This is a genomic window from Pseudomonas sp. NBRC 100443, from assembly GCF_030268185.1.
Lineage (GTDB): Bacteria > Pseudomonadota > Gammaproteobacteria > Pseudomonadales > Pseudomonadaceae > Pseudomonas > Pseudomonas citronellolis.
Window position 1 is genome coordinate 1 of record NZ_BSQE01000006.1, and the last position, 21,553, is coordinate 21,553.

Below are 21,553 nucleotides of genomic sequence, written 5' to 3' on the forward strand. Positions count from 1 at the left end.
TCCTGGTAATCGCTGAGCACAACAACGGCGTCCTGGGCGCTGCCACCCTGAACACCGTCGCTGCCGCGCAGAAGATCGGTGGCGATGTCGCCGTGCTGGTCGCCGGCCAGAACGTCGGCGCCGTGGCCGAAGCCGCCGCCAAGATCGCGGGCGTTGCCAAGGTGCTGGTCGCCGACAACGCCGCCTACGCCCACCAACTGCCGGAGAACGTCGCTCCGCTGGTGGCCGACCTCGGCAAGGGCTACAGTCACATCCTGGCCGCCGCCACCACCAACGGCAAGAACTACCTGCCGCGCGTCGCCGCGCTGCTGGATGTCGACCAGATTTCCGAGATCGTCGAGGTGCTCGGCGCCGACACCTTCGAGCGCCCGATCTACGCCGGCAACGCCATCGCCACCGTGCAGTCCTCGGCGCCGATCAAGGTCATCAGCGTACGCACCACCGGCTTCGATGCGGCGAGTGCCGAAGGCGGCAGTGCCAGCATCGAGGCGCTGGGCGAGGTCTTCGATGCCCGCAGCTCGACTTTCATTGGCGAAGAGCTGGCCAAGTCCGACCGCCCGGAGCTGACCGCCGCGAAGATCGTGGTCTCCGGTGGCCGCGGCATGGGCAACGGCGACAACTTCAAGCTGCTCTACGCCCTGGCCGACAAGCTGGGTGCAGCGGTGGGTGCTTCCCGCGCCGCGGTCGACGCCGGCTTCGTGCCGAACGACATGCAGGTCGGCCAGACCGGCAAGATAGTCGCGCCGCAGCTCTACATCGCGGTGGGCATCTCCGGCGCCATCCAGCACCTGGCGGGCATGAAGGACTCCAAGGTCATCGTGGCCATCAACAAGGACGAAGAGGCGCCGATCTTCCAGGTCGCCGACTACGGCCTGGTGGGCGATCTGTTCGAACTCGTACCGGAGCTGGAAAAGGCCGTCTGAGCCCCAGTCCACCCCTTGCCGGGCCGGAATCCGCCGGCCCGGCGTTTCGCCAACACCCTGCGAAGAAACAACAACAATGACTATTCGTCGACTCCCTGTGCTGGTCTCCGGACTGGCGCTGCTGCCCCCGTTCGCCCATGCCGAGTTCCTGGCCGACAGCAAGGCCAGCCTGGAAATGCGCAACTTCTACTTCAACCGCGACTACCGCCAGAGCGGCGCCAAACAGTCCTACTCGGAGGAGTGGGCCCAGGGCTTCCTGCTGCGCTACGAGTCCGGCTACACCGACGGCACCGTCGGCGTGGGCGTCGATGCCCTGGGCCTGCTGGGCTTCAAGCTCGACTCCAGCCCCGACCGCTCCGGCTCCGGGCTGCTGCCGTATTCCGCCAGCAGCGGGCGCGCCGCCGACGACTACAGCGACCTCGGCCTGACCGCCAAGCTGCGCGTCTCCCGCAGCACCCTGAAAGTCGGCACCCTGCTGCCCAAGCTGCCGGTGGTGCAGTACAACGACACCCGCCTGCTGCCGCAGACCTTCCAGGGCGCGCTGGTGGAGTCCAAGGAGCTCGACGACCTCGACCTGCAGGCCGGCCAGCTGCGCCAGGTCAAGCAGCGCGACTCGTCCAACGCCGAGGACCTCAGCGTCACCCGCGGCAACAAGCGCAACATCGACGCCGGCAGCCACCTCAGCAGCGACCGCTTCAACCTGGCCGGCGGCACCTACCGCTGGAGCGAGCGCCTGAGCACCAGCTACCACTACGCCAATCTCGAGGACCTCTACCGCCAGCACTACCTGGGCCTGGTGCACGTGCTGCCGATCGCCGCCGGCCAGTCGCTGAAGTCCGACCTCCGCTGGGCGCGCTCCACCGACGACCGCGGCAGCAACGTCGACAACCGCGCGCTCAACGCGATGTTCACCTACAGGCTCGACAACCACGCCTTCGGCCTGGGCTACCAGCGCATGTCCGGCGACACCGGCTTCGCCTACCTGACCGGCACCGATCCGTACCTGGTCAACTACGTGCAGATCGGCGACTTCGCCAACAAGGACGAACGCTCCTGGCAACTGCGCTACGACTACAACTTCGCCGCCCTCGGCCTGCCCGGCCTGAGCCTGATGACGCGCTACCTGCGCGGCGACAACGTCGACCTGCTCAACGGCCAGGGTGACGGCAAGGAGTGGGAGCGCGACACCGACATCGGCTACGTGGTGCAGGACGGGGCGCTGAAGAACCTCGGCTTCAAGGTGCGCAACAGCACCTTCCGCAGCAGCTTCGGCAACGACCTGGACGAGACGCGGCTGATCGTCAGCTACACCTTGCCGCTCTGGTAGGGCAGGGCCGGCCGAAAGGGGAGCGCCGCCTGGTGCTCCCTCTTCTGCGCCGGGCTGGCCTATCGGCAATCAACGCCGTGAGCGTGGAAGTGGACAGCCCTGGTCTTCCTGTCCTCGCCGCGCAGGTTTGCGGATTTACTTCAGGAATTCTTGATACAAATCATTCTCAATGGCGTCGTTTGGTCCCTAAATGCGAGCTCGCGATTCCTCATCTGTCGAGCCAAGGAGAAGACCATGCGAATCAACCGCGCCGTTCCCGTGATACTGGCGCTCGCCGCCCCGTTCGCGGCGGCCAAGGAGTACCCCATCGGCGCGCCGCAGGCCTGCGGCGGGATGGAGATCGGCGCGGTGTACCTGCAGCCGATCGAGATGGACCCGCCCGGGATGATGCGCGCCGCCGCGCAGTCCGACGTACACCTTGAGGCCGACATCGCCGCCACCGCCGACAACCCCAACGGCTTCCAGGAAGGCAGCTGGATTCCCTACCTGCGGGTGGCCTACGAGTTGCGCAAGGACGGCAGCGACCAGGTCCTCAAGGGCGACTTCCACGGCATGGTGGCCAGCGACGGCCCGCACTACGGCGACAACATCAAGCTGCTCGGCCCGGGCAAGTACCACCTGACCTACACCATCCTGCCGCCGTCGGAGGCCTCCATGTTCGGCCGCCACGTCGACAAGGAAACCGGCGTGGCGCCCTGGTTCGAGACCTGCAAGGTGGAATACGACTTCACCTACGCCGGCATCGGCAAGAAAGGCGGCTATTGATGCGCGGGCCGCACCCGTTGCGGGTGCGGCGTTACCTTCCCCGAGAGTCGCGAGGCCGTCATGTTGCGCTCGTTCTTCTGCCTGCTGGCACTGTCGTTCGCCGTTGCCGCGCAGGCAGCGCCGCTCCCCACCTATGAGTTGACCATCAAGGATGGCCACTTCACCCCCCAGACCCTGGAAGTACCCGCCGGGCAGCGCTTCAAGGTCGTGGTGCGCAACGCCGGCAGCGGGCCGGCCGAGTTCGAGAGCACGCCGCTGCGGGTGGAGAAGGTGCTCTCGCCGGGCGTCACCTCGTTCGTGGTGATCCACCCCCTGCGTCCCGGCCGCTATCCCTTCTTCGACGAATTCCACATGGACCTGCCGCAAGGCGAGATCGTGGCGCACTGACCGGGAGCCAAGCATGCTGCAATCCTTGTTCATCGTCTGGCGCGAGAGCGTCGAGGCGCTGCTGGTCGTCGGCATCCTGCATGCCTGGCTCTGCCATCGCCCGGAGCCGGCGCGTGGCCTGCGCATGCTCTGGAGCGGGGTAGGGCTGGGCGTCGTGCTGGCCTGCTCGCTGGCCGCGCTGTTCATGCTCGCCGGGGAGTGGCTGGCGGGGCCGTCCGGCGAATGGTTCCAGGCCGCCATGGTGCTCTGCGCCAGCCTGCTGATCCTGCAGATGGTGGTGTGGATGCACCGCCATGGGCGCGGCATGAAGCGCCAGCTGGAGCGGGACGCCGAGCGCAGCATCGCCGAGGATGGCGGCTGGGGCGTGCTGCTGCTGGCGATGCTGGCGGTGGCCCGCGAAGGCAGCGAGACGGTGGTGTTCCTCTACGGCATCGGCGCGCAGCAGGGGGCGGACTGGACCTGGTTCGCCCTGGGCGGCGTGCTCGGCTTCCTGCTGGCGCTGGCCACCTACGCCGCGTTGCAGTGGTCCTCGCGGATACTCACCTGGCGGCGCTTCTTCCGCGTCAGCGAAGTCCTCCTGCTGCTGCTCGGCGGCGCCCTGCTGATGGCGGCGCTGGACCGGGTGGCGGGGCAGGTCATGGCGCTAGACCTGCCCGAATGGTGCTACGGGCTGTTCGGCGATCCGCTCTGGGACACCTCCGCCTGGCTCAGCGACGGCCACGGCCTGGGCGCAGCCCTGGCCGGCTTCGCCGGTTACCGCGCCGCGCCCTCGCTGCTGGCGGTGCTGCTGTTGCCGGCCTACTGGGCGCTGGCGAGCTACCTGTGCCGGCGCGGTGAGCGCCGTGTCGAGACCCAACTGGCATGAACGGCGCGCCTTCCCTCTCGTTGGCCCGGTCGTTGGCCCGGCTGGGGGACGGCATGCGCCGGCATGCCGGGCTGATCCGCGCCCTGCAATGGGCCGTGGTGCTGTTCTACGCGGTGCTGCTGATCGTCCCGGCCTGCCTGGACCTGCCGCCGGCCCAGGCGCGCATGCTGGACAACCTGGCGGTGTTCGCGCAGTTCGTGTTCTGGGGCATCTGGTGGCCCTTCGTGCTGCTGTCGATGCTGCTGTTCGGGCGGCTCTGGTGCGGGCTGTTCTGCCCCGAGGGCGCGCTCAGCGAATGGGCGAGCCGGCACGGCCGCGGGCGCGGCGTGCCGCGCTGGATGCGCTGGGGCGGCTGGCCGTTCCTGGCCTTCTGCCTGACCACCCTGTACGGGCAACTGGTCAGCGTCTACGACTACGCGCTGCCGGCGCTGCTGATCCTCGGCGGCTCGACCCTGGCGGCGATGCTGGTGGGCTTCCTCTACGGCCGCGGCAAGCGCGTCTGGTGCCGCTACCTGTGCCCGGTCAGCGGCGTGTTCAACCTGCTCGCGCGGCTGGCGCCGGTGCACTTCCGCGTCGACGAGGCGCGCTGGCTGGCCAATGCCGGGCCGCACCTGCCGACGCCCAACTGCGCCCCGCTGATCGACATCCGCCGCATGACCGGCTGCGCCGACTGCCATTCCTGCGGCCGCTGCAGCGGCCAGCGCGGCGCCGTGGCCCTGAGCCCGCGCTGGCCGAACGAGGAAATCGTCGTCCACGGCCAGCGCACGGAAAGCCCCTGGCCGGCGCGCCTGCTGCTGTTCGGGGTGATCGGCCTGGCCATGGGCGCCTTCAACTGGACGCTCAGCCCCTGGTTCATCGCGCTCAAGCAGACGAGTGCGGAGTGGCTGGTGGAGCGGGGCATCCTCTGGCCGCTGGAGGCCAACGCGCCCTGGTGGGTGCTGACGCATTACCCGCAGAACAACGACCTCTTCACCTGGCTCGACGGCGGCGTGCTGGTCTTCTACGTGCTGGCCTGGGCGCTGCTCATGGGCACCTGGCTGACGGCGCTGCTGCGCCTGGCCGGCAAGCTGTCGGGGAAAGGGCAGGGGCTGCATGGGCACCTGGCCCAGGCGCTGATTCCCCTGGGCGGCTGCGGGCTGTTCCTGGGGCTTTCGGCCACCACCGTGAAACTGCTGCGCTACGAAGGGCTGGCCCTCGGCTGGGTGCAGCCGGCGCGGGCCCTGCTGCTGGCGGGCGCCTGTGCCTGGGCGCTGTGGCTGGGCTGGCGGATCCTCCGCCGCCGCGGCGTCGCGCCCCTGCGCCAGCCAGCCGCGCTGGCCTGCCTGGCGCTGGCCTGCGTGCCGGTGCTGGGCGGCTGGTGGTTGATGTTCTGGGGGTGGAGCTGAGGCGGCGAGGCTGAATCCTGATGTAGTTGGGGCTTCCCCTCTGCCGGGGACATGCACGCTTCGGCGATGGCGATGGAAACCTCCGGAGCGGCAACGCCCGCCGCCCCGGAGGCCCGGTTCAGAACGCCTTGGTCAGCACGGCCCGCAACAGGTAGCCCTTGAAGTCGTCGTTGACCGCGTATTCCTGGTAGGCCGCCAGGTTCAGGCCGACGCCCGCGGCCGGCCAGAAGTAGCCGCCCTCCAGGCCGGCCGCGTGCCTTTGCGCGTCGCCGTCGCCCAGTTGCCACTGGTCGTAGCCGACGAGGCCGACTTTCAGGCCGTTGTCCAGGCGCTTGGCGAGGCCCCATTCGACCAGGAACGTGTCTTCCACGTCAGAGTCGTCCGCGGCTTCGTAGCGGCTGAGGACGCTCAGGCTGAGGTCCTTGCGCTCGGTCAGGTAGAGGTTGCCGCCCAGGGTGAGCATCAGTTCGGAATAGCCCAGCCCGGGGTCGGCCGGCCGGTCGTCCTGGCCGGTGGGCGACCAGAACCCGGCGCCCGCCACGGCGTCCCAGCGCTGGCCATGCCAGCCGATGACGCTGCCGGCGTAGATGTCGCCCACGCCCCAGGCCGAGTCGTCGACGGCTCCCGACGCCAGGTGCAGGTCGGTGTGGGTCACCGGGACTATGGTCTCGAAGGTCAGGTCGCCGCCCAGGACCTTCTGCCCGGTGACCCAGACCAGGCGGTTGGCCAGGGCGTCGACGCGCACGTCGCTGTCGGGGACGGCGTCGTGCCGGTCGGCCTGGTAGTGCACGGCGTAGCCGCGGTAGTACACGCCGGGAGGCGGCACGACGGCGCCGTCGATGCCTTCGACGCCAGGGCTGTAATGGCCCCCGGCCAGGGCGGAGAGGGGCAGCAGCAGGGCCAGGGTTGCGGGAGCGAGGTTCTTGTTCTTGGTAATGCTCATGGTGTCTTCCGGTAGGTCGGCAGGGTGGGTGTGGTCAACGCCGGGTTGCTTCGCGGGGGACTGCCGCTTTCACTGGCTTTCCGACTTCAGCCTGGATTGGCCGCCGACGCCGTAGTGCTGCCTGGCCATGTCGCTGAGGATGATCCGCACCGCGTCCCGCGGGACCGCCAGGGCGCGGTGGCAGGCTTCGGTGACTTCGTGGATCAGTTGCTCCTTCTGCTCGTCCGTGCGGCCTTCGACGAGGTGGATGCTGATGATGGGCATGGGGCTTTTTTCCTCTCTGGGGGTGGGTTCCGCCCTTTCTGGCGGATGAGCGAAGCCGTGGGTCCTGCCGGTATGCAGGCGGGGCCCCGGTGTGGTTTCGGGCGTCAGGCGGAGGTCAGGTCGCTTCGAGGCCGGCACCGATGCGCAGCGGCGCCGTCTCCTTGAGGCAGAGTGTCACCAGCAGCCCGCAGGCCATGGCGCCGAGCGCCAGCAGGGGCGTGTGCTGGATGCCGTGGTGGTTGGCGACGTAGCCCGCCAGGCCGGGGGCGATGCCGCCGCCGAAGATTTCGCCGATGCCGACGACGAAACCCGAGGCGGTGGACATGAGCGTCGCCGGCACCGATTCGGTGGTGGCCGGCCCCACGGTCAGGCAGATCAGCCCGAAGTCGAAGAAGACCGTGAAGAACAGGGTGAGGAACAGGCGGGAGGTATCCGCGCCGGTGTTGATCAGCAGGTACAGCGAGGCCACCCCGCAGAGCACCGACAGCACCATCACCGGCTTGCGGCCGATGCGGTCGGACAGGCTGGGCAGGACGATGGTGCCGACGGCGCCGCCGAAGCCGATGGCGGAGAGCACGTAGCCCATCTGCGCCAGGCTGAGCCCCAGGTAGTCGAGCAGGTAGTTGGGCAGGAACGCCCCCAGCACCACGAGGACGGTCAGCCAGCACATCATGCCGAGGATGTTCAGCGGCACGTTGCGGCTCTTGAAGACGTCGCGCCAGTGATGGCGGCCGGCGTCGTGGGTGCTGGTGTGTTCCGCGGCCGTGGCCGCGTCGGTGTTGCGCAGCACCTTGTACAGCAGGTAGCCGACGATCAACCCGGGGAGCATCACCATGGCGAACACCCAGTGCCAGTCGAACAGGTGCAGCAGCTGGGTGGCCAGCAGCGGGGCGAGCGCCAGGCCGAAGAGCGGCATCGCGGCCTGCTGGATGCCCAGGTTCAGGCCGTGGCGGCTGGGCCTCGAGGCCTCCAGCGTGGCGACGATGCTGGCCGGCGTGTAGGCGCCCTCGGCCGCGCCTATGACCGCGCGGATCAGCATCAGGCTGACCAGGCCGGTGGCCAGGCCGCTGCAGCCGGCCAGCAGGGAGAAGAGGATGACCGCGGGGATGATCACCGCGCGGTGGCCGAGGCGGTCGGACAGCTTGCCCATGAACAGGGACGAGCAGCCCCAGGTCACGGCCAGGATGCCGGTTATCAGGCCGAGGTCCTGATAGTCCAGGCCCAGGTCCTTCATCATGACCGGGAAGAGCGGCATGATCATGAAACGGTCGATGCTGACCAGGCCGAAGCCGAGCGCCAGCAGCAGGACGGCTTTCCACTCGTACGAGGTATCGGGGCGATTGCCCAGGGTATCTTTCATGTTTTCGTCCACTGTTGTTCTTGTAATAGGAACGTGCCGGTACCACGGGGTGCACGCCTGGCCGGCACTTTGGGTTGGTACTGCGTCGTCGGTCAGTCGGGGGCCAGTACGAAGTCGAACCTGGCCGTCCAGCGGGTGGCGCCGCCCGGGTTCGCCTCGAATATCTGGATGAGGGATTGCTTCACGCCGAACACCGTGTCGGAGGCCAGGTACGCGTCGCCGGACACGAAGGTGTGCGTCACCAGGCGCTGGTAGCCCTCGGCCCCCACCATGAAATGCATGTGGGCGGGGCGCCAGGGGTGCCGCCCCAGGCGCGCCAGCAACTGGCCGACCGGGCCGTCGTCGGGGATCGGGTAGGGCACTGGCTTGATGCCGCGGAAGCGGTAGCGCCCGTCGGCGCCGGTGACGAAGCGGCCACGGTTGTTCCACTCCGGTTGCAGCCCGGGTTGCTGCACGTCGTAGTAGCCCTCGGCGTTGTCCGACCACACGTCCAGCACGGCGCCGGCGATGGGCTGGCCCTGCAGGTCGAGGACGCGGCCTTCGTACAGGCAGCTTTCACCTTTCTCGTCCAGGGAGATGGTGTCGCCCATGGCGCGGATGGGCGCGTTCTCCACGTGGAAGGGGCCGAACACCGTGCTCTCGGTCGCGCCGGGCGGGCGCCGGTGGTTGATGGCGTCCACCAGCATGGAGACGCCCAGGGTGTCGCTGAGCAGGATGAATTCCTGGCGGCGGTCGGAGCAGAGCTGCCCCGTCCTGGTCAGGAAGTCGATCGCCAGTTCCCATTCGGCCTCGGTCAGCTCCACCTCGCGGACGAAGCTGTGCAAGTGCTCGACCAGCGAAGCCATGACGGTACGCAGGCGCGGGTCGATGGCATCCCCCATGCGTGCGTTGACGGTCTTCGCCGACGCTGCCTCGGTAAAGTATTCGATCATCTTGTTCACCTTGATGCTTTCGTGTGGCCGCCGGGGCGGTGCGCTCATTCCGGCCGCAGGCCAGCCCAGGCCCGTTGCAGGAGCGCGCGGATGGCCTCGCGCTCGACCGGTCGGGGGTTCCAGTACGGGTTGGTCACGGCCAGGTCCGCGGCGCGGTCCAGGTCGCTTTCGCGCAGGCCCAGGTCCTGCAGCGCCAGGGGCGCGCCCAGCTGCCCGGCGAAGTCGTGGAGGCCGCCGCCGAGGTCGCCGCCGAACAGTTCGGCCGCCGGCTGCAGGGCCTCGGCCGCGGCCTGCTGGTTGTAGGCGGCGGTGTGGGGCAGCATGACCGCGTGGGTTTCGGCGTGGGGCAGGTTGAAGCTGCCGCCCAGGGTGTGGCAGAGCTTGTGGTGCAGGGCCATGCCGATGCTGCCCAGCACCGTGCCGCACAGCCAGGCGCCATACAGGGCCGAGCTGCGCGCGGCGATGTCCTCCGGCTGCCGGACCACGCCGGGCAGGGCCTGCTTCAGCGCCCGGATGCCTTCCACCGCCATCAGCGAGGTGATGGGGTTGCGGTTGCGCGCATACAGCCCCTCCACGGCGTGGGCCATGGCGTTGAGGGCGCTGGTGATGCTCATGGGCACGGGCAGCCCGAGGGTCAGCTGCGGGTCGTAGATCACCACTTCGGGGAGGATCGACGGCGCGCTCACCGTGGTCTTCACACCGTTTTCCGTCTGCCCGAGGATGGGCGTCACCTCGGAGCCGGCGTAGGTCGTCGGGATCACCACCTGGGGGGCGTCGTTGCGGTAGGCGATGGCCTTGCCCAGGCCGATGGTGGAGCCGCCGCCCAGGGCCACGACGCTGTCCGCGCCCAGCTCGGCATAGCGCGCCAGCGCCGCCTCGGTCACCTCTACGGGGGTGTGCATGGTGGCCTGGGCGAAGACGCCGACGCCCAGCCCGCCAAGGCTGTCGAGCAGCCGCTCGGCGTCCGCCTGTTGCGCGGGCGTCGAGAGCAGCAGGGCGCGCCGGCAACCCAGGGCCTCCAGTTCCGCGGCCGCGCGCAGGGAACTGCCGGCGCCGAAGACCACGCGGGCGGGGTTTTGGGTATAGAGAAATTCGTGCATCAGGATGGACTCCGTGTCGGTCAGGCGAAGGCGGCGGTCGCTTCGCGGGAAGCGGCCTGGAGGTGCGTCAGGTGAAGCTGCCCCAGCAGGTCGTCCAGCTGGCGCTGCAGCGCCTCGGCCGAGCCGGCGCTGGCGGCGACGTAGAAGTCCGGGCGAATCACCAGGTAGCGGGCGCCGAGCTGTTCCAGCCAGGCGGCATAGGTGCCTTCGGCGTCTTCCAGGTCGCAATGGCTGCCCGGGCGGCCGAGGGTGACGAAGCGTGCGCCCAGGTGTTCCAGCGCCTGCAACTGATGGGAGGGCAGGGCCTGGCGGGGCGATTGCTCGAAACCGATGACCAGCCAGCCGCGGCCGGCGAGGTCGTCGAAGCGCCCGCGCCGCTCGCCCGCGCGGACGATGCCCTGCACCGAGAGTTCGCCGGCGTGGGCCGCGTCCTTGCACCAGATGCCTGGGCCCAGCGCCGCCTTGTCGGTGGGCACCGGCGTGCGGCCGGAGGCCTCCAGTTCCGCCTTCATGCGCCGGTCGCGCTCGGCGGCTTCCTGCGGGTCGGTGATGCAGATGATGCGCCCCAGCTCCATGGAGAACTCGATGTAGTGCTTGGCATGTTCGCGGCGTTCGCTGGTGTAGCTGTCCAGCACCGCCTCGCCCAGGGTGCCGTCGAGGATGGCGTCCAGGCGCCAGGCCAGGGCGACGGCGTCGCGCAGGCCGGCGCACATGCCCTCGCCGGCGAAGGGCGGCATCAGGTGCGCGGCATCGCCGGCGATCAGGCCGCGGCCGTTGCGCCAGGACTCCGCCCAGCAGGCCTGGAAGCGGTACACGGCGCTGCGTTCCAGCGTCGCGTTGGCCGCCGTCAGGCCCCAGGGCTGCATCAGGCTCCAGGCGTTTTCCGGGCTGGCCAGCGCCTCTGCCGACTCGCCGGGCAGCGCCATGAACTCCCAGCGCAGGCGGCCGGGGCCGCCCGGCACTATGGTGGTGGGGCGCCTGGGATCGCACAGCTGCCAGTGCACCGGGTCCAGCACCTGTTCCTGGTGCGGGATCATGTCGAGGATCAGCCAGTCGTAGAAGAAGCCGCGGTCAGTGAGGCTCAGGCCCAGCGCCTTGCGCACGAAGCTGTTGGCGCCATCGGCGCCCACGACGTAGCGGGCGCGGATGCGGCTGGGCGCGTCCGGCGCATCGCCAATGCCGCCGAGGCAGATGCCCTGGTCATCCTGCTGCAGTTCGTTGGCTTCCCAGCCACGGATCAGGCGGATGTTCGCGATGCCCTCGGCGATGCCCAGCAGGCGCCTTTCCAGGCCGGGCTGGTTGAACCAGTAGCGCACCCGCCAGCCGGAGGCCGAGGTGCTTTTCCAGTCGACGATCTGCAGGTCTTCGCCGGCGGCGTTGCGCCAGTAGTAGAGCTCGTCGTGGTAGTTGATCGCCGGGTCGTTGTCAGAGTCGATACCCAGGCCCGCGAGTATCCTGGCGATCTCATGGTCGAAGGTCACGGCGCGGGGGCGGTCGTAGGGTTGCGGCCAGCGCTCCACCAGGGTGACGCGGTGGCCCTTGCGGCCCAGCAGAATGGCCAGCAGGGTGCCGACGGGGCCGGCCCCGACGATGGCCACGTCCGCGTCGTAGCGCGCTTCGCCGGCGTTGTCGGCGGGTAAACCAGGCATGCTCATTGTCATTGTTCTCGCTCTCCGGATACCGGGCCGCCACGCCCGGCATCGCCATCTTGTTATCGGGTAGCCCTCCGTGGTGGGCAGGGCGCGGCGTCCCGTCCGTCCCCAGCGCATTGCGCTTGAGAGGGCAATGGCAAGCGGCATGCCAATGGTTCGTTGATTTTGTTTTCTTCAGGATAAACAGAGGCTTAAAGGATTTTTCGGCACCTTTGGCGGCAAGGCTGGATTGCCGCGGAATTAACGTGTTTGTTAATTTCGAATTCACTAATAACAAAAATGTTGAGATGCCATGGGTGCCCGCAGCTTCCCCCAGGACCTGCTCCGTCAGTTCCGCATGCAGCCCGAAAAGGGCCAGATCTGGATCGGCCAGCAACGCGCATTCCTCATGCAGCTGTCCGCCTTCGCCGCCTTCCGCCGTGAGTTGATCGCCGAGATCGGCGTGGCCCATTCGCGCCGCCTGCTGGCCCGCATGGGCTATGCGACGGGCTCCAGCGACGCCGGGCTGGCGCGCCAGCTGCGTGGCGACGAGAGCGACCACGCCTTCATGGCGGGGCCGCTGCTGCATGCGCTGGAAGGGGTGACGCAGGTGGAGACCTTGCGCATGGAGGTGGACGTGGAGTCCGGCCACCACTATGTCGAGCAGATCTGGCACGACTCCTTCGAGGCCAGCGCCCACCTGGCGCACCTGCCGCCTTCCGCCGAGCCGGTCTGCTGGATGCAGGTCGGCCACGCCTCCGGCTTCAACAGCGCCTTCTTCGGCCGCACGGTGCTGTTCCGCGAGGTGGAGTGCCGCGGCATGGGCCACGCGCACTGCCGGATCATCGGCAAGCCGCTGGAGGAGTGGGGCCCGGACGGCGATCAGCTGGAGCTGTTCGGCTCCACCGACTACATCAACGCTTCGCTGAACGACCCCGTGCTGGACGAGGCCCTGGCGGTTTCCGACCTGATCGGCGCGGACCCGAGCTTCCTCGCCACCTGCCGGCGCATCGAGAAGATCGCCACGCGCGACGTCACCGTGCTGTTCCAGGGCGAGACCGGCGTAGGCAAGGAACGCTTCGCCCGCCTGCTGCACCAGCTCAGCCACCGCGCGGACAAGCCCTTCGTCGCCGTCAACTGCGCGGCCCTGCCGGAAACCCTCATCGAGTCGGAGCTGTTCGGCGTGGAGAAGGGCGCCTTCACCGGCGCCCACCGCAGCCGGCCGGGACGCTTCGAGCAGGCCGACGGCGGCACCCTGTTCCTCGACGAGATCGGCACCCTGACCTCGGTGGCCCAGGAGAAGCTGCTGCGCGTGCTGCAGCAACGCGAGGTCGACCGGCTGGGCGGCGATGCGCCGCGCCCCGTCGACATCCGCGTCATCGCCGCCACCAACGCGGACCTGGAGAAGGACGTCCAGCAGGGCCGTTTCCGCGAGGACCTGTACTACCGCATCAACGTCGTCCCCATCCACATCCCCGCGCTACGCGAGCGGCGCAACGACATCCCCTTGCTGATCCGCTACTTCATCAAGCGCTTCTCCACCCAGCACCAGCGCACCATCAAGGGCCTCTCGCGCGCGGCCGTGCGGGCGCTGCTGGAATACCACTATCCCGGCAACGTGCGCGAGCTGGAGAACATCATCGAGCGAGGCGTGGTCCTGGCCGACGACAACGAGCCCATCGGCCTGAGCGACCTGTTTCTGTCCCCGGCGCGGGAGGCGGAAGCCCGGCCGGCCTTCGAGGCCCCGCAGCAGCGGCAGCGGATCATCGAGCAGTGGCTGGACGAGCACACGCTGGAGGAGCTGATCGAGGCTTTGGTGAAGCGTGCCCTGGGCCGGGCCGGCGGCAATGTCGCCGGCGCCGCGCGGCTGCTGGGCATCACCCGCCGGCAGTTGGAGCACCGCCTGAAGACGCGCCAGCCTGGCGACGCCGGTATGGCGGATTGATCGCCCGGCCCCCTTCGGCAACGAGGCCGAAGGGGGCCCGGGATCGCTGAATTCTGGTTGCTCTATTCAGAGAGTCGATCGAACTTTCATTCGACCGAAAACAGCAGGGTTCTTCACTTTTAAAATGCTAGGTATTTCCCGCCCGGCAATATAGCCGTCGCGCGTAAAAACACCCTCGCCAAATAGTATATGAATCCGCAATCCATAAGGGCTGCAGGGCCTCTTGATGTTCTGCTGGTTCATGTTCCTCCTTCGCTTGAAACCATTCTGCAATATTCGAAAAACAAGAATCGGCCCCGGTTTGGGGACAAGGTATTCGCCGGTGGCGGAGAACTTTGTGGGAACCGAATTAATTGGGTGGCAGTTGCCGCCTTTATCGGATTTCAGGAGATTCTTGATGCGTAGTATTTCTGCACTGGGCGGAATGGGGGTTTGTGCCGGGGCATTGCTCGTTCTGAGTGTGCCGGCGCAGGCGGGGGTCGATGCCAGGCTGTTGGAAATGCTCAAGGCCAATGGCTCGATCAGCGCCGCCCAGTACACCGAACTCACGGCCGAGCTGGACAGGGAGAACCAGGCGGCCGCGGAGCAGGCCAAGGCGAAGAAGGAGCAGATGAGCGCCTTCGAGCAGAGCATCGCCTGGGCCGCCAGGACCCAGGTGAAGGGCGATGTCCGCGTGCGCCAGGAAACCGTGCATGCGCAGAACAGCGGCAGCAAGGGCGACCAGAACCGCCAGCGCATCCGCGCGCGGGTCGGCTTCTACAGCCAGATCAACCCGCAGGTGGACACCGGCATCCGCATCGCCACCGGCAGCGGCGACGATGCCCGTTCCACCAACCAGAGCATGGACAACTACTTCGACAAGAAGCAGCTGTGGCTGGACCAGGCCTACATCGACTTCCACCCCGCGGCGGTGAAGAACCTGCACCTGATCGGCGGCAAGATGAACCAGCCGTGGGTCAGCGCAGGCGATGTCATCTGGGACGGCGACATCAACCCCGAAGGCTTCGCCGCCACCTACAAATACCCGCTGGGCGGCAGCGCCGAGCTGTTCGGCAGCGCCGGCTACTTCAACCTGAAGGACAACGTCGACGGCGAAGGCTACGCCTTCCAGCATGACCTGCGCCTGTACAGCGGCCAGTTCGGCGCCCGCTTCGCGCCCATCGACGGCATCAAGGCGACCCTCGGGGCGAGCCTCTACGCCTACGACAACGACACCGACAGTGCCTGCGGCTCGGCCACCACGACGCCGTGCCAGCTTTCCGCCAACGGCAACACCACCGGGGACTTCCGCCTCTACGAAGGCTTCGGCCAGCTGGACTTCGGCAACCTGCCGGTTCCGCTTTCGCTTTATGGGCAATACGTGGTCAACCAGGCGACCGATAGCAACGAAGATACGGCCTGGCTGACCGGCGCGAAGACCAAGGTGGGTGACTTCAGCTTCGACTACAACTATCGCGATGTGCAGCGTAATGCGGTGGTCGGGGCATTTACCGATTCGGACTTCGCCAATGGTTACACCGCATCTCGTGGTCACAAGTTCAAGGTTGCCTACGATATCGACAAGAACTTCGCCCTGGGTGCCACTTATTTCATGGCCAGGTCGGATGCCGCCAGTGGTTCGCGTAAAGATGCGGATATCGATACGTTGCAACTGGATCTGGAGGCTAAGTTCTAGGCTAGTTGCGGATTTAAAGATTTTTCGAAGTATCAGTTGATACCGCGCGCTCCCTATATCGAGGGTTGTCCATTGACTTCATTCAAGCCACCTTGAGTTCGTGAATGCCGGCTTCGGCCGTCCGATTCATTCCCCTTGGCCGCCACGACGACCCCATGCGTCGTGGCGGCTTTTTCATGGGGGATCGGAGAGCTTTGCGTAGGAGCAACTGCCTTGCGCCGAGGTGCTCTTCGTAGGATGGCGTTGAGCTTGCGAAACCCATGCGGTTGCGGTGATGGGTATCGCTTCGCTCAACGCCATCCTACGAAAAGCCGTGCTTCCTGGAACCGTAGGGTCCTGCCCGCGATTTCGCGCGCAGGGCGCGCTCCTACATGGGGCACGGTGCCGGGGCCGCCCGTAGCGGATCTCATCCGCGAATCGCGCTTGCGAATGGTGTGTGCCTGCGGCTTTGGGTGTTGGGCTTTGGAGCGCCCTCTCCCCAGCCCTCGGCTGCGCGCCCCGCCCTGAAGGGAGAGGGGGCTTGTCCGTGCCGAGAAAGGTAATGGTTCCTGCCGGAAACTGCCGAGATTGCCGGCTAACGCCATAACATCAAACCCTGCCCAACGGTCCCCTCTCCCTTCAGGGAGAGGGTTAGGGAGAGGGGCTCTTAGACCTGTCACCAATGTTCCGGCCCGCAGCCGAAAATCGCGGACAAGGTCCGCTCCTACATGGGCACGGTGCCGGGGCAGCTTGTCTTACCCGCCATGCGAGGCGCTTTTCGTAGGATGGGTTGAGCGAAGCGATACCCATCACCATGGCCCGATGGGTATCGCAAGCTCAACCCATCCTACGACGGCCGGAACGCCGGAGCCGGGGCCAACGGCGGATAACGCCCGGGGCGTTATGCGCCCTACGCTGCGATGGGGGAGCGCCCGAGGGTGGGATAACTCGCCGGCGTCCATGTCCGGCCCCCTCGGGCGCTCGGTTCCACTATGTTTTCGCCGGAGGCCGGAAACGAATGACCTGGGTCAAGGCTTCCGGACTGTTTCCATGCGCGATGACCGCACCGTTCAACTGTTGTTCAGGTTTGGCCTGGCGCTTTCGAAGTGAGCCGGCCTCAACTCGTCCGCGCGTAGAGCAGCAGGCCATAGCCCAGCAGCATCAGCGGCCAGGCCACGGGCGGGCCGAACAGCAGCGCCCAGAGCCGGCCGCGCGGGTCGAAGCCCACGCCGTGGACGAAGCTGCCGCTTACGCCGAGCATCACCAGCATCAGCAGGCCGTGGCTGTAGCCGCCGTTGGCGTCGAGCATCAGCGCCGGGTGGATCAGCAGCACCAGCGCCAGCGGCGCCGCCAGCAGCAACGACAGCGCGCGGCTCCAGCGGCGGCGCAGGGCGCGCTCAGGACTGGCGGCGGTCATCGCTGTCCAGGTCCTGGGTGGTTTCCAGCCAGAGGGCGTTGATGATGCCGAAGCTGCAGGCCAGCAGCACGCCGAGAATCCAGGTGAAGTACCACATGCTTGTCGCTCCTCAGTAGAGTCCGTGGGGGTTGGCGTCGATGTGCCCGCGGTTCAGCCGGCCCCACATGCGCACGTAGCCCCAGAGCGTGTAGCAGAGGATCAGCGGCACGAAGATGCAGGCCACGGCGAACATGATGCCGAGGGTCTTGTGGCTGGACACCGCGTCCCACAGCGTCAGGCTGGCCGCCGGGTTCTCGCTGGAGGGGAAGACGAAGGGGAACAGCGCGAAGCCGGCGGTGCAGAGCGTGCCGACGATGGCCAGGGCGCTGCCGAGGAAGGCCAGGCCGCCCCTGTTGCCGCTGGCGCTGGCCAGGGCGAGCAGCCCGCCGAGGATGCCCAGCGCCGGGGCGAGCATGGTCAGCGGCTGCTTGTGGTAGTTGGCCAGCCAGCCGGCGTTGTCCAGCGTCACCTGCTTGTGCAGCGGGTTGAGCACGGCGTTGCCGTCCACCGCCGAGGCCAGGCTGAAGCCGTGCATGCCCAGGCTGAGCCATAGCCCGGCGCCGATGAAGGCCGCCAGGTACACCAGCGCGCACAGTTGCGCGGCGCGGCGCGAGCGTTCGGCCAGTTCGCCGTCGGTGCGCAGCATCAGCCAGGCGCCGCCGTGCAGGCAGAGCATGCTCAGGCTGACCACCCCGGCGAGCAGGGCGAAGGGGTTGAGTAGGGCAAAGAACGAACCGCTGTAGGTCGGCCGCATCATTTCGTCGAGGTTGAACGGCAGGCCCAGGAACAGGTTGCCGAAGGCCACGCCGAACACCAGCGCCGGGACGCAGCCGCCGACGAACAGCGCCCAGTCCCAGGCCGCGCGCCAGCGCGGGTTCTCCAGCTTGCTGCGGTAGTCGAAGCCCACCGGCCGGCAGAACAGCGCGAACAGCACCAGCAGCATGGCCCAGTAGAGCCCGGAGAAGGCGGTGGCGTAGACCATCGGCCAGGCGGCGAAGAGCGCGCCGCCGGCGGTGATGAACCACACCTGGTTGCCGTCCCAGTGCGGGGCGATGGTGTTGATCGCCACGCGGCGCTCGTGGTCGTCCCGGGCGACGAAGGGCAGCAGCGCCATGGCGCCCATGTCGAAGCCGTCGGTGAGGGCGAAGCCGATCAGCAGCACACCGATCAGCACCCACCAGGTGATCTTCAGGGTTTCGTAGTCCATGGCGGGCTCCTCAGGCAATGGCCGGGCGCTGCGCGGCGCCCTGCTCGAAGTGGTAGCGGCCGGTGTGCAGGCTCGACGGGCCGAGGCGGGCGAACTTGATCATCAGGTACAGCTCCACCACCAGCAGCAGGCTGTAGAAGGCCACCAGCGCGATCAGCGAGCCCCACAGGTCGTGGGTGCCCAGGCTGGAGGCGGACAGGTGCACCGGCAGCACCTCGCCGATGGACCAGGGCTGGCGGCCGTGCTCGGCGACGTACCAGCCGGTCTGCGCGGCGATCCACGGCAGCGGCAGGCTCAGCAGCGCCCACTTCAGCAGCCAGGGCTTGCGCTCCTCGTTCTTGCGCGCCGAGGCCCAGAAGGCGCAGGCGAACAGGGCGAGCATGAGGAAGCCGCAGGCGACCATGGCGCGGAAGCTGAAGAACAGCGTGAGCACGTCGGGGATGGTGTCCAGGGTGGCCAGGCGGATCTGCTCTTCGCTGGCGTCCACCACCTTGTCGGTGTACTTCTTCAGCAGCAGGCCGTAGCCCAGGTCCTGCTTCACATCATCGAAGGCGGCGAGGGTGGCCGCGGAGGTGTCGCCGCCGCGCAGCCGCTCCAGCAGCGCGTAGGCCTGCATGCCGTTGCGGATGCGCGCCTCGTGCTGCACCAGCAGGTCCTTGATGCCGGTGACCTCCTTGTCCAGCGAGCGGGTGGCGATGACGCCCAGCGCAAAGGGAATCTTGATCGCATAGTGGGTGCGCATCTGCTCCTGGTCGGGGATGCCGAACAGGGTGAAGCCGGCCGGCGCCTGCTCGGTGTTCCACTCGGCCTCGATGGCGGCCAGCTTGGTCTTCTGCACGTCGCCGATCTCGTAGCCGGATTCGTCGCCGAGGATGATCACCGAGAGGATCGAGGCCAGGCCGAAGGCCGAGGCGATGGCGAAGGAGCGGCGGGCGAAGCCCTGGTCGCGCTTCTTCAGCAGGTAGTAGCTGGAGATGGCCAGGACGAAGACCGCCCCGGTGACGTAGCCGGCGGCCACGGTGTGGACGAACTTGACCTGGGCCACCGGGTTGAATAGCAGCGCGCCGAAGTCGGTCAGTTCCATGCGCATGGTCTGGAAATTGAACTCCGCGCCCACCGGGTTCTGCATCCAGCCGTTGGCGATCAGGATCCACAGCGCCGAGAGGTTCGAGCCCAGCGCCACCAGCCAGGTCACGCTCAGGTGCTGGACCTTGGACAGGCGATCCCAGCCGAAGAAGAACAGGCCGATGAAGGTGGATTCGAGGAAGAACGCCATCAGCCCCTCGATGGCCAGGGGCGCGCCGAAGATGTCGCCGACGTAGTGGGAGTAGTAGGCCCAGTTGGTGCCGAACTGGAACTCCATGGTCAGCCCGGTGGTGACGCCGAGGGCGAAGTTGATGCCGAACAGCTTGCCCCAGAACTGCGTCATGTCCTTGTACACCTGCTTGCCGGTCATCACGTAGACCGACTCCATGATCGCCAGCAGGAAGGCGAGGCCCAGCGTCAGGGGCACGAACAGGAAGTGGTACATCGCCGTCATCGCGAACTGCAGGCGTGACAGGTCGACTACGGCTTCGGAAATCATCACGGGGACTCCTTGGCGGGGGATGAGGTGGGGGTGGATACGGGGTCGGGGGTGCCCAGCAGGTGCGCGCTGACCTGCCGTTCGCCCCCGGCGGGAAGGGTGGGGTGGTCGAACCAGATGGCCTTGATGGCCAGGAGCAGGGCCAGCTTGATCAGCAGGATGGCCGCCAGTTCCTTCACCAGCTTCGGGTAGCGGATTGACGCACTCACTTGTGCACCTCCGGAGCGACTGCTGTAATACCCCATAGGGTATGTTGAAAATGCCCTTGCAATGAGAGGGCAGATTGACGCAGCAGGCGCACGGACCTTCGTCCGGCGCCCGACCCGGCAAGCCGGCCGCTCATCTTCACCGCGCTGGATGGCCAGCGCGGGACCTGACCAAGGAGATCGTCATGAAAGCGAATGTCGGGACCATCGATCGCGTTGTGCGCATCGTCGTGGGGCTGCTGCTGATCGGGCTGAGCCTCGCCGGCGTGATCGGCTGGTGGGGGTGGATCGGCGTGGTGCCGCTGGCCACCGGCATCTTCCGTTTCTGCCCGGCCTATCCGCTGCTGGGCATCAGCACCTGCGGGAGCTGCAAGCGCTCCTGAGGCCGGGCGCGGGCCATGCCCGGCGGCTGCCGCGCCGCCGGGCTGGCTGTGCCCGCCGAACAACGCTACCCTCACGCCCGGGCGCCGGGTTGCCGTGGATGGGAACCCCATGGAGCCTTCACCTCGGGATGTGCGTTGGAAGGTACACGTGAGCAGAAAAAGCGATATCACCCCCCAGGAAGCGATGCTCAACCGCCTGGCCCGGGTCGAGGGCCAGATACGCGGGTTGCAGGCCATGATCCGCCGGGGCGAGGAGTGCGAGACCATCGCGCTGCAGTTCCGCGCGGCGCGCAAGGCCCTGGAAAAGGCCTACCAGGAACTGCTCGCCTGCCTGCTGGAAGAGGCGTTCGAGGACCAGGAGCAGGACGCGGCGCAGACGCTGCAGCGGGTCCGGGCGATCTTCACGAAATACACCTGAGCGGTGCGCAGCCCTGCCGTTCATATGACGCCCAGCGCCCCCAGGCTGCGGTAGAGCATGTACAGCGCGGTAGCGCCGATCATCGCTGCCGACACCAGGTTCAGGGTGCCCTGGCTGCGCGACAGGCGCGTCGCCAGCCAGGCGCCGCACAGCCCGCCGGCCACCCCGCCGCCGATGAACACCACCGCCAGCGGCCAGTCCACCAGGCCCGAGCGCGCGTAGTTGAGCGCGGTGGTCAGGCCGAAGGCGGTCACCGCCACCAGCGAACTGCCCACGGCGAAGAGGATCGGCATGCGCGTGGCGGCCATCAGGCCGGGCACGATGAGGAAGCCGCCGCCGATGCCGAAGAACCCCGACAGGGCGCCGGCCAGGCCGCCGAATGCCGCCAGCCGCGGGGCGTTGCCGCGGCCCAGGGCCACCGCGGCGTCGCCCTCGCTGTCGCGCCCGCGCAGCATCAGCGCCGCCACCACCAGCATCAGCAGGGCGAACAGCGCCAGCAGCTTCTGGCCGTCGAAGGCCTTGCCCAGGGACGAGCCGAAGAAGGCGCCGACCACCCCGACCAGCGCGAACAGCGAGGCGCAGGGCCATTTCACGTTGCCGCGGCGGGCATGGTTGAGCAGGTTGGCGGCGGCGTTGGCGGCCACCGCCAGGGCGCTGGTGCCGATGGCGACGTGGGGGTTGTCGACGCCGACCAGGTAGACCATCAGCGGCACGGCGAGGATCGAGCCGCCCCCGCCGACCAGGCCGAGGGTGAAGCCCACCAGCGATCCGGCGGCGGCGCCGAGCAGGTACTGCAACAGGCTGAGGGTCGGCATCG

General features: G+C 67.8%; 23 protein-coding genes. 10 read left to right on the forward strand and 13 right to left on the reverse strand.

Annotated elements, in window-relative coordinates; translation table 11 throughout:
- Window positions 1–2 precede the first annotated feature (2 nt).
- The 6 genes from QSJ95_RS09345 (at window position 3) to QSJ95_RS09370 (ending at window position 5,652) form a co-directional block, all read left to right on the forward strand.
- Window positions 3–923 carry an electron transfer flavoprotein subunit alpha/FixB family protein gene (locus QSJ95_RS09345; RefSeq protein WP_285641872.1) on the forward strand — a complete coding sequence of 307 codons (921 nt, stop codon included), beginning with the start codon at window positions 3–5 and terminating at the stop codon, window positions 921–923.
- Window positions 924–999: 76 nt separating this feature from the next.
- Complete coding sequence (locus QSJ95_RS09350) at window positions 1,000–2,250, forward strand: OprD family porin (RefSeq protein ID WP_285641874.1); 1,251 nt, start codon at window positions 1,000–1,002, stop codon at window positions 2,248–2,250.
- Window positions 2,251–2,484: 234 nt separating this feature from the next.
- A complete protein-coding gene (locus QSJ95_RS09355) occupies window positions 2,485–3,015 on the forward strand; it encodes an iron transporter (RefSeq protein ID WP_009623170.1) in 531 nt (176 codons plus the stop codon).
- A gap of 60 nt (window positions 3,016–3,075) precedes the next feature.
- Complete coding sequence (locus QSJ95_RS09360) at window positions 3,076–3,402, forward strand: cupredoxin domain-containing protein (RefSeq protein ID WP_058071771.1); 327 nt, start codon at window positions 3,076–3,078, stop codon at window positions 3,400–3,402.
- Between the two features lie 13 nt (window positions 3,403–3,415).
- Window positions 3,416–4,267, forward strand: coding sequence for an FTR1 family iron permease (locus tag QSJ95_RS09365; RefSeq protein WP_061562074.1), 852 nt, complete (start codon window positions 3,416–3,418; stop codon window positions 4,265–4,267).
- Window positions 4,264–5,652, forward strand: coding sequence for a 4Fe-4S binding protein (locus QSJ95_RS09370; RefSeq protein ID WP_285641879.1), 1,389 nt, complete (start codon window positions 4,264–4,266; stop codon window positions 5,650–5,652). The genes QSJ95_RS09365 and QSJ95_RS09370 overlap by 4 nt, the downstream gene beginning before the upstream one ends.
- A gap of 118 nt (window positions 5,653–5,770) precedes the next feature.
- On the opposite strand, the gene QSJ95_RS09375 is transcribed toward QSJ95_RS09370, so the two are convergent.
- The 6 genes from QSJ95_RS09375 to mhpA form a co-directional block, all read right to left on the reverse strand.
- Window positions 5,771–6,595, reverse strand: a complete 825-nt coding sequence (locus QSJ95_RS09375) for a SphA family protein (RefSeq protein WP_285641880.1) — start codon at window positions 6,593–6,595, stop codon at window positions 5,771–5,773.
- A gap of 69 nt (window positions 6,596–6,664) precedes the next feature.
- A complete protein-coding gene (thmT, locus tag QSJ95_RS09380) occupies window positions 6,665–6,859 on the reverse strand; it encodes a 2-hydroxymuconate tautomerase (protein ID WP_009623158.1) in 195 nt (64 codons plus the stop codon).
- 115 nt (window positions 6,860–6,974) lie between these two features.
- Complete coding sequence (locus QSJ95_RS09385; RefSeq protein ID WP_064585029.1) at window positions 6,975–8,219, reverse strand: MFS transporter; 1,245 nt, start codon at window positions 8,217–8,219, stop codon at window positions 6,975–6,977.
- A gap of 92 nt (window positions 8,220–8,311) precedes the next feature.
- Window positions 8,312–9,151, reverse strand: coding sequence for an intradiol ring-cleavage dioxygenase (locus QSJ95_RS09390; RefSeq protein ID WP_285641882.1), 840 nt, complete (start codon window positions 9,149–9,151; stop codon window positions 8,312–8,314).
- Between the two features lie 44 nt (window positions 9,152–9,195).
- Window positions 9,196–10,251, reverse strand: a complete 1,056-nt coding sequence (locus QSJ95_RS09395; protein WP_285641883.1) for a maleylacetate reductase — start codon at window positions 10,249–10,251, stop codon at window positions 9,196–9,198.
- A gap of 20 nt (window positions 10,252–10,271) precedes the next feature.
- Entirely contained in the window at window positions 10,272–11,900 is a 1,629-nt protein-coding gene (gene mhpA / locus QSJ95_RS09400) for a bifunctional 3-(3-hydroxy-phenyl)propionate/3-hydroxycinnamic acid hydroxylase MhpA (RefSeq protein WP_043318400.1), read from the reverse strand.
- Window positions 11,901–12,195: 295 nt separating this feature from the next.
- Here mhpA and QSJ95_RS09405 point away from each other — a divergent pair, with 295 nt between their 5' ends.
- Window positions 12,196–13,827, forward strand: coding sequence for a sigma-54-dependent Fis family transcriptional regulator (locus QSJ95_RS09405; RefSeq protein ID WP_285641884.1), 1,632 nt, complete (start codon window positions 12,196–12,198; stop codon window positions 13,825–13,827).
- Window positions 13,828–13,893: 66 nt separating this feature from the next.
- Here the strand turns inward: QSJ95_RS09405 and QSJ95_RS09410 are convergent, their stop codons facing one another.
- Window positions 13,894–14,334, reverse strand: a complete 441-nt coding sequence (locus tag QSJ95_RS09410) for a hypothetical protein (protein ID WP_285642304.1) — start codon at window positions 14,332–14,334, stop codon at window positions 13,894–13,896.
- Here QSJ95_RS09410 and QSJ95_RS09415 point away from each other — a divergent pair.
- Window positions 14,225–15,502 (forward strand): putative porin, encoded by a 1,278-nt coding sequence (locus QSJ95_RS09415; protein ID WP_285641885.1) that lies wholly within the window; start codon window positions 14,225–14,227, stop codon window positions 15,500–15,502. The two genes, QSJ95_RS09410 and QSJ95_RS09415, sit on opposite strands and share 110 nt — an antisense overlap.
- A gap of 1,096 nt (window positions 15,503–16,598) precedes the next feature.
- Here QSJ95_RS09415 and QSJ95_RS09420 read toward each other — a convergent pair.
- The 5 genes from QSJ95_RS09420 to cydP are packed head-to-tail and all read right to left on the reverse strand — an operon-like array spanning window position 16,599 to window position 19,938.
- The gene (locus QSJ95_RS09420; protein ID WP_285641886.1) at window positions 16,599–16,898 is read right to left on the reverse strand and encodes a cyd operon YbgE family protein; all 300 of its coding nucleotides are present in this window, start codon (window positions 16,896–16,898) and stop codon (window positions 16,599–16,601) included.
- Complete coding sequence (gene cydX / locus QSJ95_RS09425) at window positions 16,879–16,995, reverse strand: cytochrome bd-I oxidase subunit CydX (RefSeq protein ID WP_009623142.1); 117 nt, start codon at window positions 16,993–16,995, stop codon at window positions 16,879–16,881. Before cydX ends, QSJ95_RS09420 begins: the two co-directional genes overlap by 20 nt.
- Before the next feature lie 12 nt (window positions 16,996–17,007).
- Entirely contained in the window at window positions 17,008–18,144 is a 1,137-nt protein-coding gene (gene cydB / locus QSJ95_RS09430) for a cytochrome d ubiquinol oxidase subunit II (RefSeq protein ID WP_253410678.1), read from the reverse strand.
- A 10-nt stretch (window positions 18,145–18,154) separates the two neighbouring features.
- The gene (locus QSJ95_RS09435) at window positions 18,155–19,729 is read right to left on the reverse strand and encodes a cytochrome ubiquinol oxidase subunit I (RefSeq protein WP_285641889.1); all 1,575 of its coding nucleotides are present in this window, start codon (window positions 19,727–19,729) and stop codon (window positions 18,155–18,157) included.
- Window positions 19,729–19,938 carry a cytochrome oxidase putative small subunit CydP gene (gene cydP, locus QSJ95_RS09440; protein ID WP_285641890.1) on the reverse strand — a complete coding sequence of 70 codons (210 nt, stop codon included), beginning with the start codon at window positions 19,936–19,938 and terminating at the stop codon, window positions 19,729–19,731. Before cydP ends, QSJ95_RS09435 begins: the two co-directional genes overlap by 1 nt.
- 182 nt (window positions 19,939–20,120) lie before the next feature.
- On the opposite strand from cydP, the gene QSJ95_RS09445 reads away from it, so the two are divergent.
- Window positions 20,121–20,318, forward strand: coding sequence for a YgaP family membrane protein (locus QSJ95_RS09445; protein ID WP_043272038.1), 198 nt, complete (start codon window positions 20,121–20,123; stop codon window positions 20,316–20,318).
- 184 nt (window positions 20,319–20,502) lie between these two features.
- A complete protein-coding gene (locus tag QSJ95_RS09450) occupies window positions 20,503–20,736 on the forward strand; it encodes a metal-sensing transcriptional repressor (protein ID WP_009623131.1) in 234 nt (77 codons plus the stop codon).
- Window positions 20,737–20,756: 20 nt separating this feature from the next.
- On the opposite strand, the gene QSJ95_RS09455 is transcribed toward QSJ95_RS09450, so the two are convergent.
- The gene (locus tag QSJ95_RS09455) at window positions 20,757–21,551 is read right to left on the reverse strand and encodes a sulfite exporter TauE/SafE family protein (protein WP_009623129.1); all 795 of its coding nucleotides are present in this window, start codon (window positions 21,549–21,551) and stop codon (window positions 20,757–20,759) included.
- Between the last annotated feature and the right edge of the window lie 2 nt (window positions 21,552–21,553).

Coding starts and splice junctions, on each gene's coding strand:
- QSJ95_RS09350 (WP_285641874.1), top strand. CDS start 1,000: ATGACTATTCGTCGACTCCCTGTGCTGGTCTCCGGACTGGCGCTGCTG.
- QSJ95_RS09355 (WP_009623170.1), top strand. CDS start 2,485: ATGCGAATCAACCGCGCCGTTCCCGTGATACTGGCGCTCGCCGCCCCG.
- QSJ95_RS09360 (WP_058071771.1), top strand. CDS start 3,076: ATGTTGCGCTCGTTCTTCTGCCTGCTGGCACTGTCGTTCGCCGTTGCC.
- QSJ95_RS09365 (WP_061562074.1), top strand. CDS start 3,416: ATGCTGCAATCCTTGTTCATCGTCTGGCGCGAGAGCGTCGAGGCGCTG.
- QSJ95_RS09370 (WP_285641879.1), top strand. CDS start 4,264: ATGAACGGCGCGCCTTCCCTCTCGTTGGCCCGGTCGTTGGCCCGGCTG.
- QSJ95_RS09375 (WP_285641880.1), bottom strand. CDS start 6,595: ATGAGCATTACCAAGAACAAGAACCTCGCTCCCGCAACCCTGGCCCTG.
- thmT (WP_009623158.1), bottom strand. CDS start 6,859: ATGCCCATCATCAGCATCCACCTCGTCGAAGGCCGCACGGACGAGCAG.
- QSJ95_RS09385 (WP_064585029.1), bottom strand. CDS start 8,219: ATGAAAGATACCCTGGGCAATCGCCCCGATACCTCGTACGAGTGGAAA.
- QSJ95_RS09390 (WP_285641882.1), bottom strand. CDS start 9,151: ATGATCGAATACTTTACCGAGGCAGCGTCGGCGAAGACCGTCAACGCA.
- QSJ95_RS09395 (WP_285641883.1), bottom strand. CDS start 10,251: ATGCACGAATTTCTCTATACCCAAAACCCCGCCCGCGTGGTCTTCGGC.
- mhpA (WP_043318400.1), bottom strand. CDS start 11,900: ATGCCTGGTTTACCCGCCGACAACGCCGGCGAAGCGCGCTACGACGCG.
- QSJ95_RS09405 (WP_285641884.1), top strand. CDS start 12,196: ATGGGTGCCCGCAGCTTCCCCCAGGACCTGCTCCGTCAGTTCCGCATG.
- QSJ95_RS09415 (WP_285641885.1), top strand. CDS start 14,225: ATGCGTAGTATTTCTGCACTGGGCGGAATGGGGGTTTGTGCCGGGGCA.
- QSJ95_RS09420 (WP_285641886.1), bottom strand. CDS start 16,898: ATGACCGCCGCCAGTCCTGAGCGCGCCCTGCGCCGCCGCTGGAGCCGC.
- cydX (WP_009623142.1), bottom strand. CDS start 16,995: ATGTGGTACTTCACCTGGATTCTCGGCGTGCTGCTGGCCTGCAGCTTC.
- cydB (WP_253410678.1), bottom strand. CDS start 18,144: ATGGACTACGAAACCCTGAAGATCACCTGGTGGGTGCTGATCGGTGTG.
- QSJ95_RS09435 (WP_285641889.1), bottom strand. CDS start 19,729: ATGATTTCCGAAGCCGTAGTCGACCTGTCACGCCTGCAGTTCGCGATG.
- QSJ95_RS09445 (WP_043272038.1), top strand. CDS start 20,121: ATGAAAGCGAATGTCGGGACCATCGATCGCGTTGTGCGCATCGTCGTG.
- QSJ95_RS09450 (WP_009623131.1), top strand. CDS start 20,503: ATGCTCAACCGCCTGGCCCGGGTCGAGGGCCAGATACGCGGGTTGCAG.
- QSJ95_RS09455 (WP_009623129.1), bottom strand. CDS start 21,551: ATGCCGACCCTCAGCCTGTTGCAGTACCTGCTCGGCGCCGCCGCCGGA.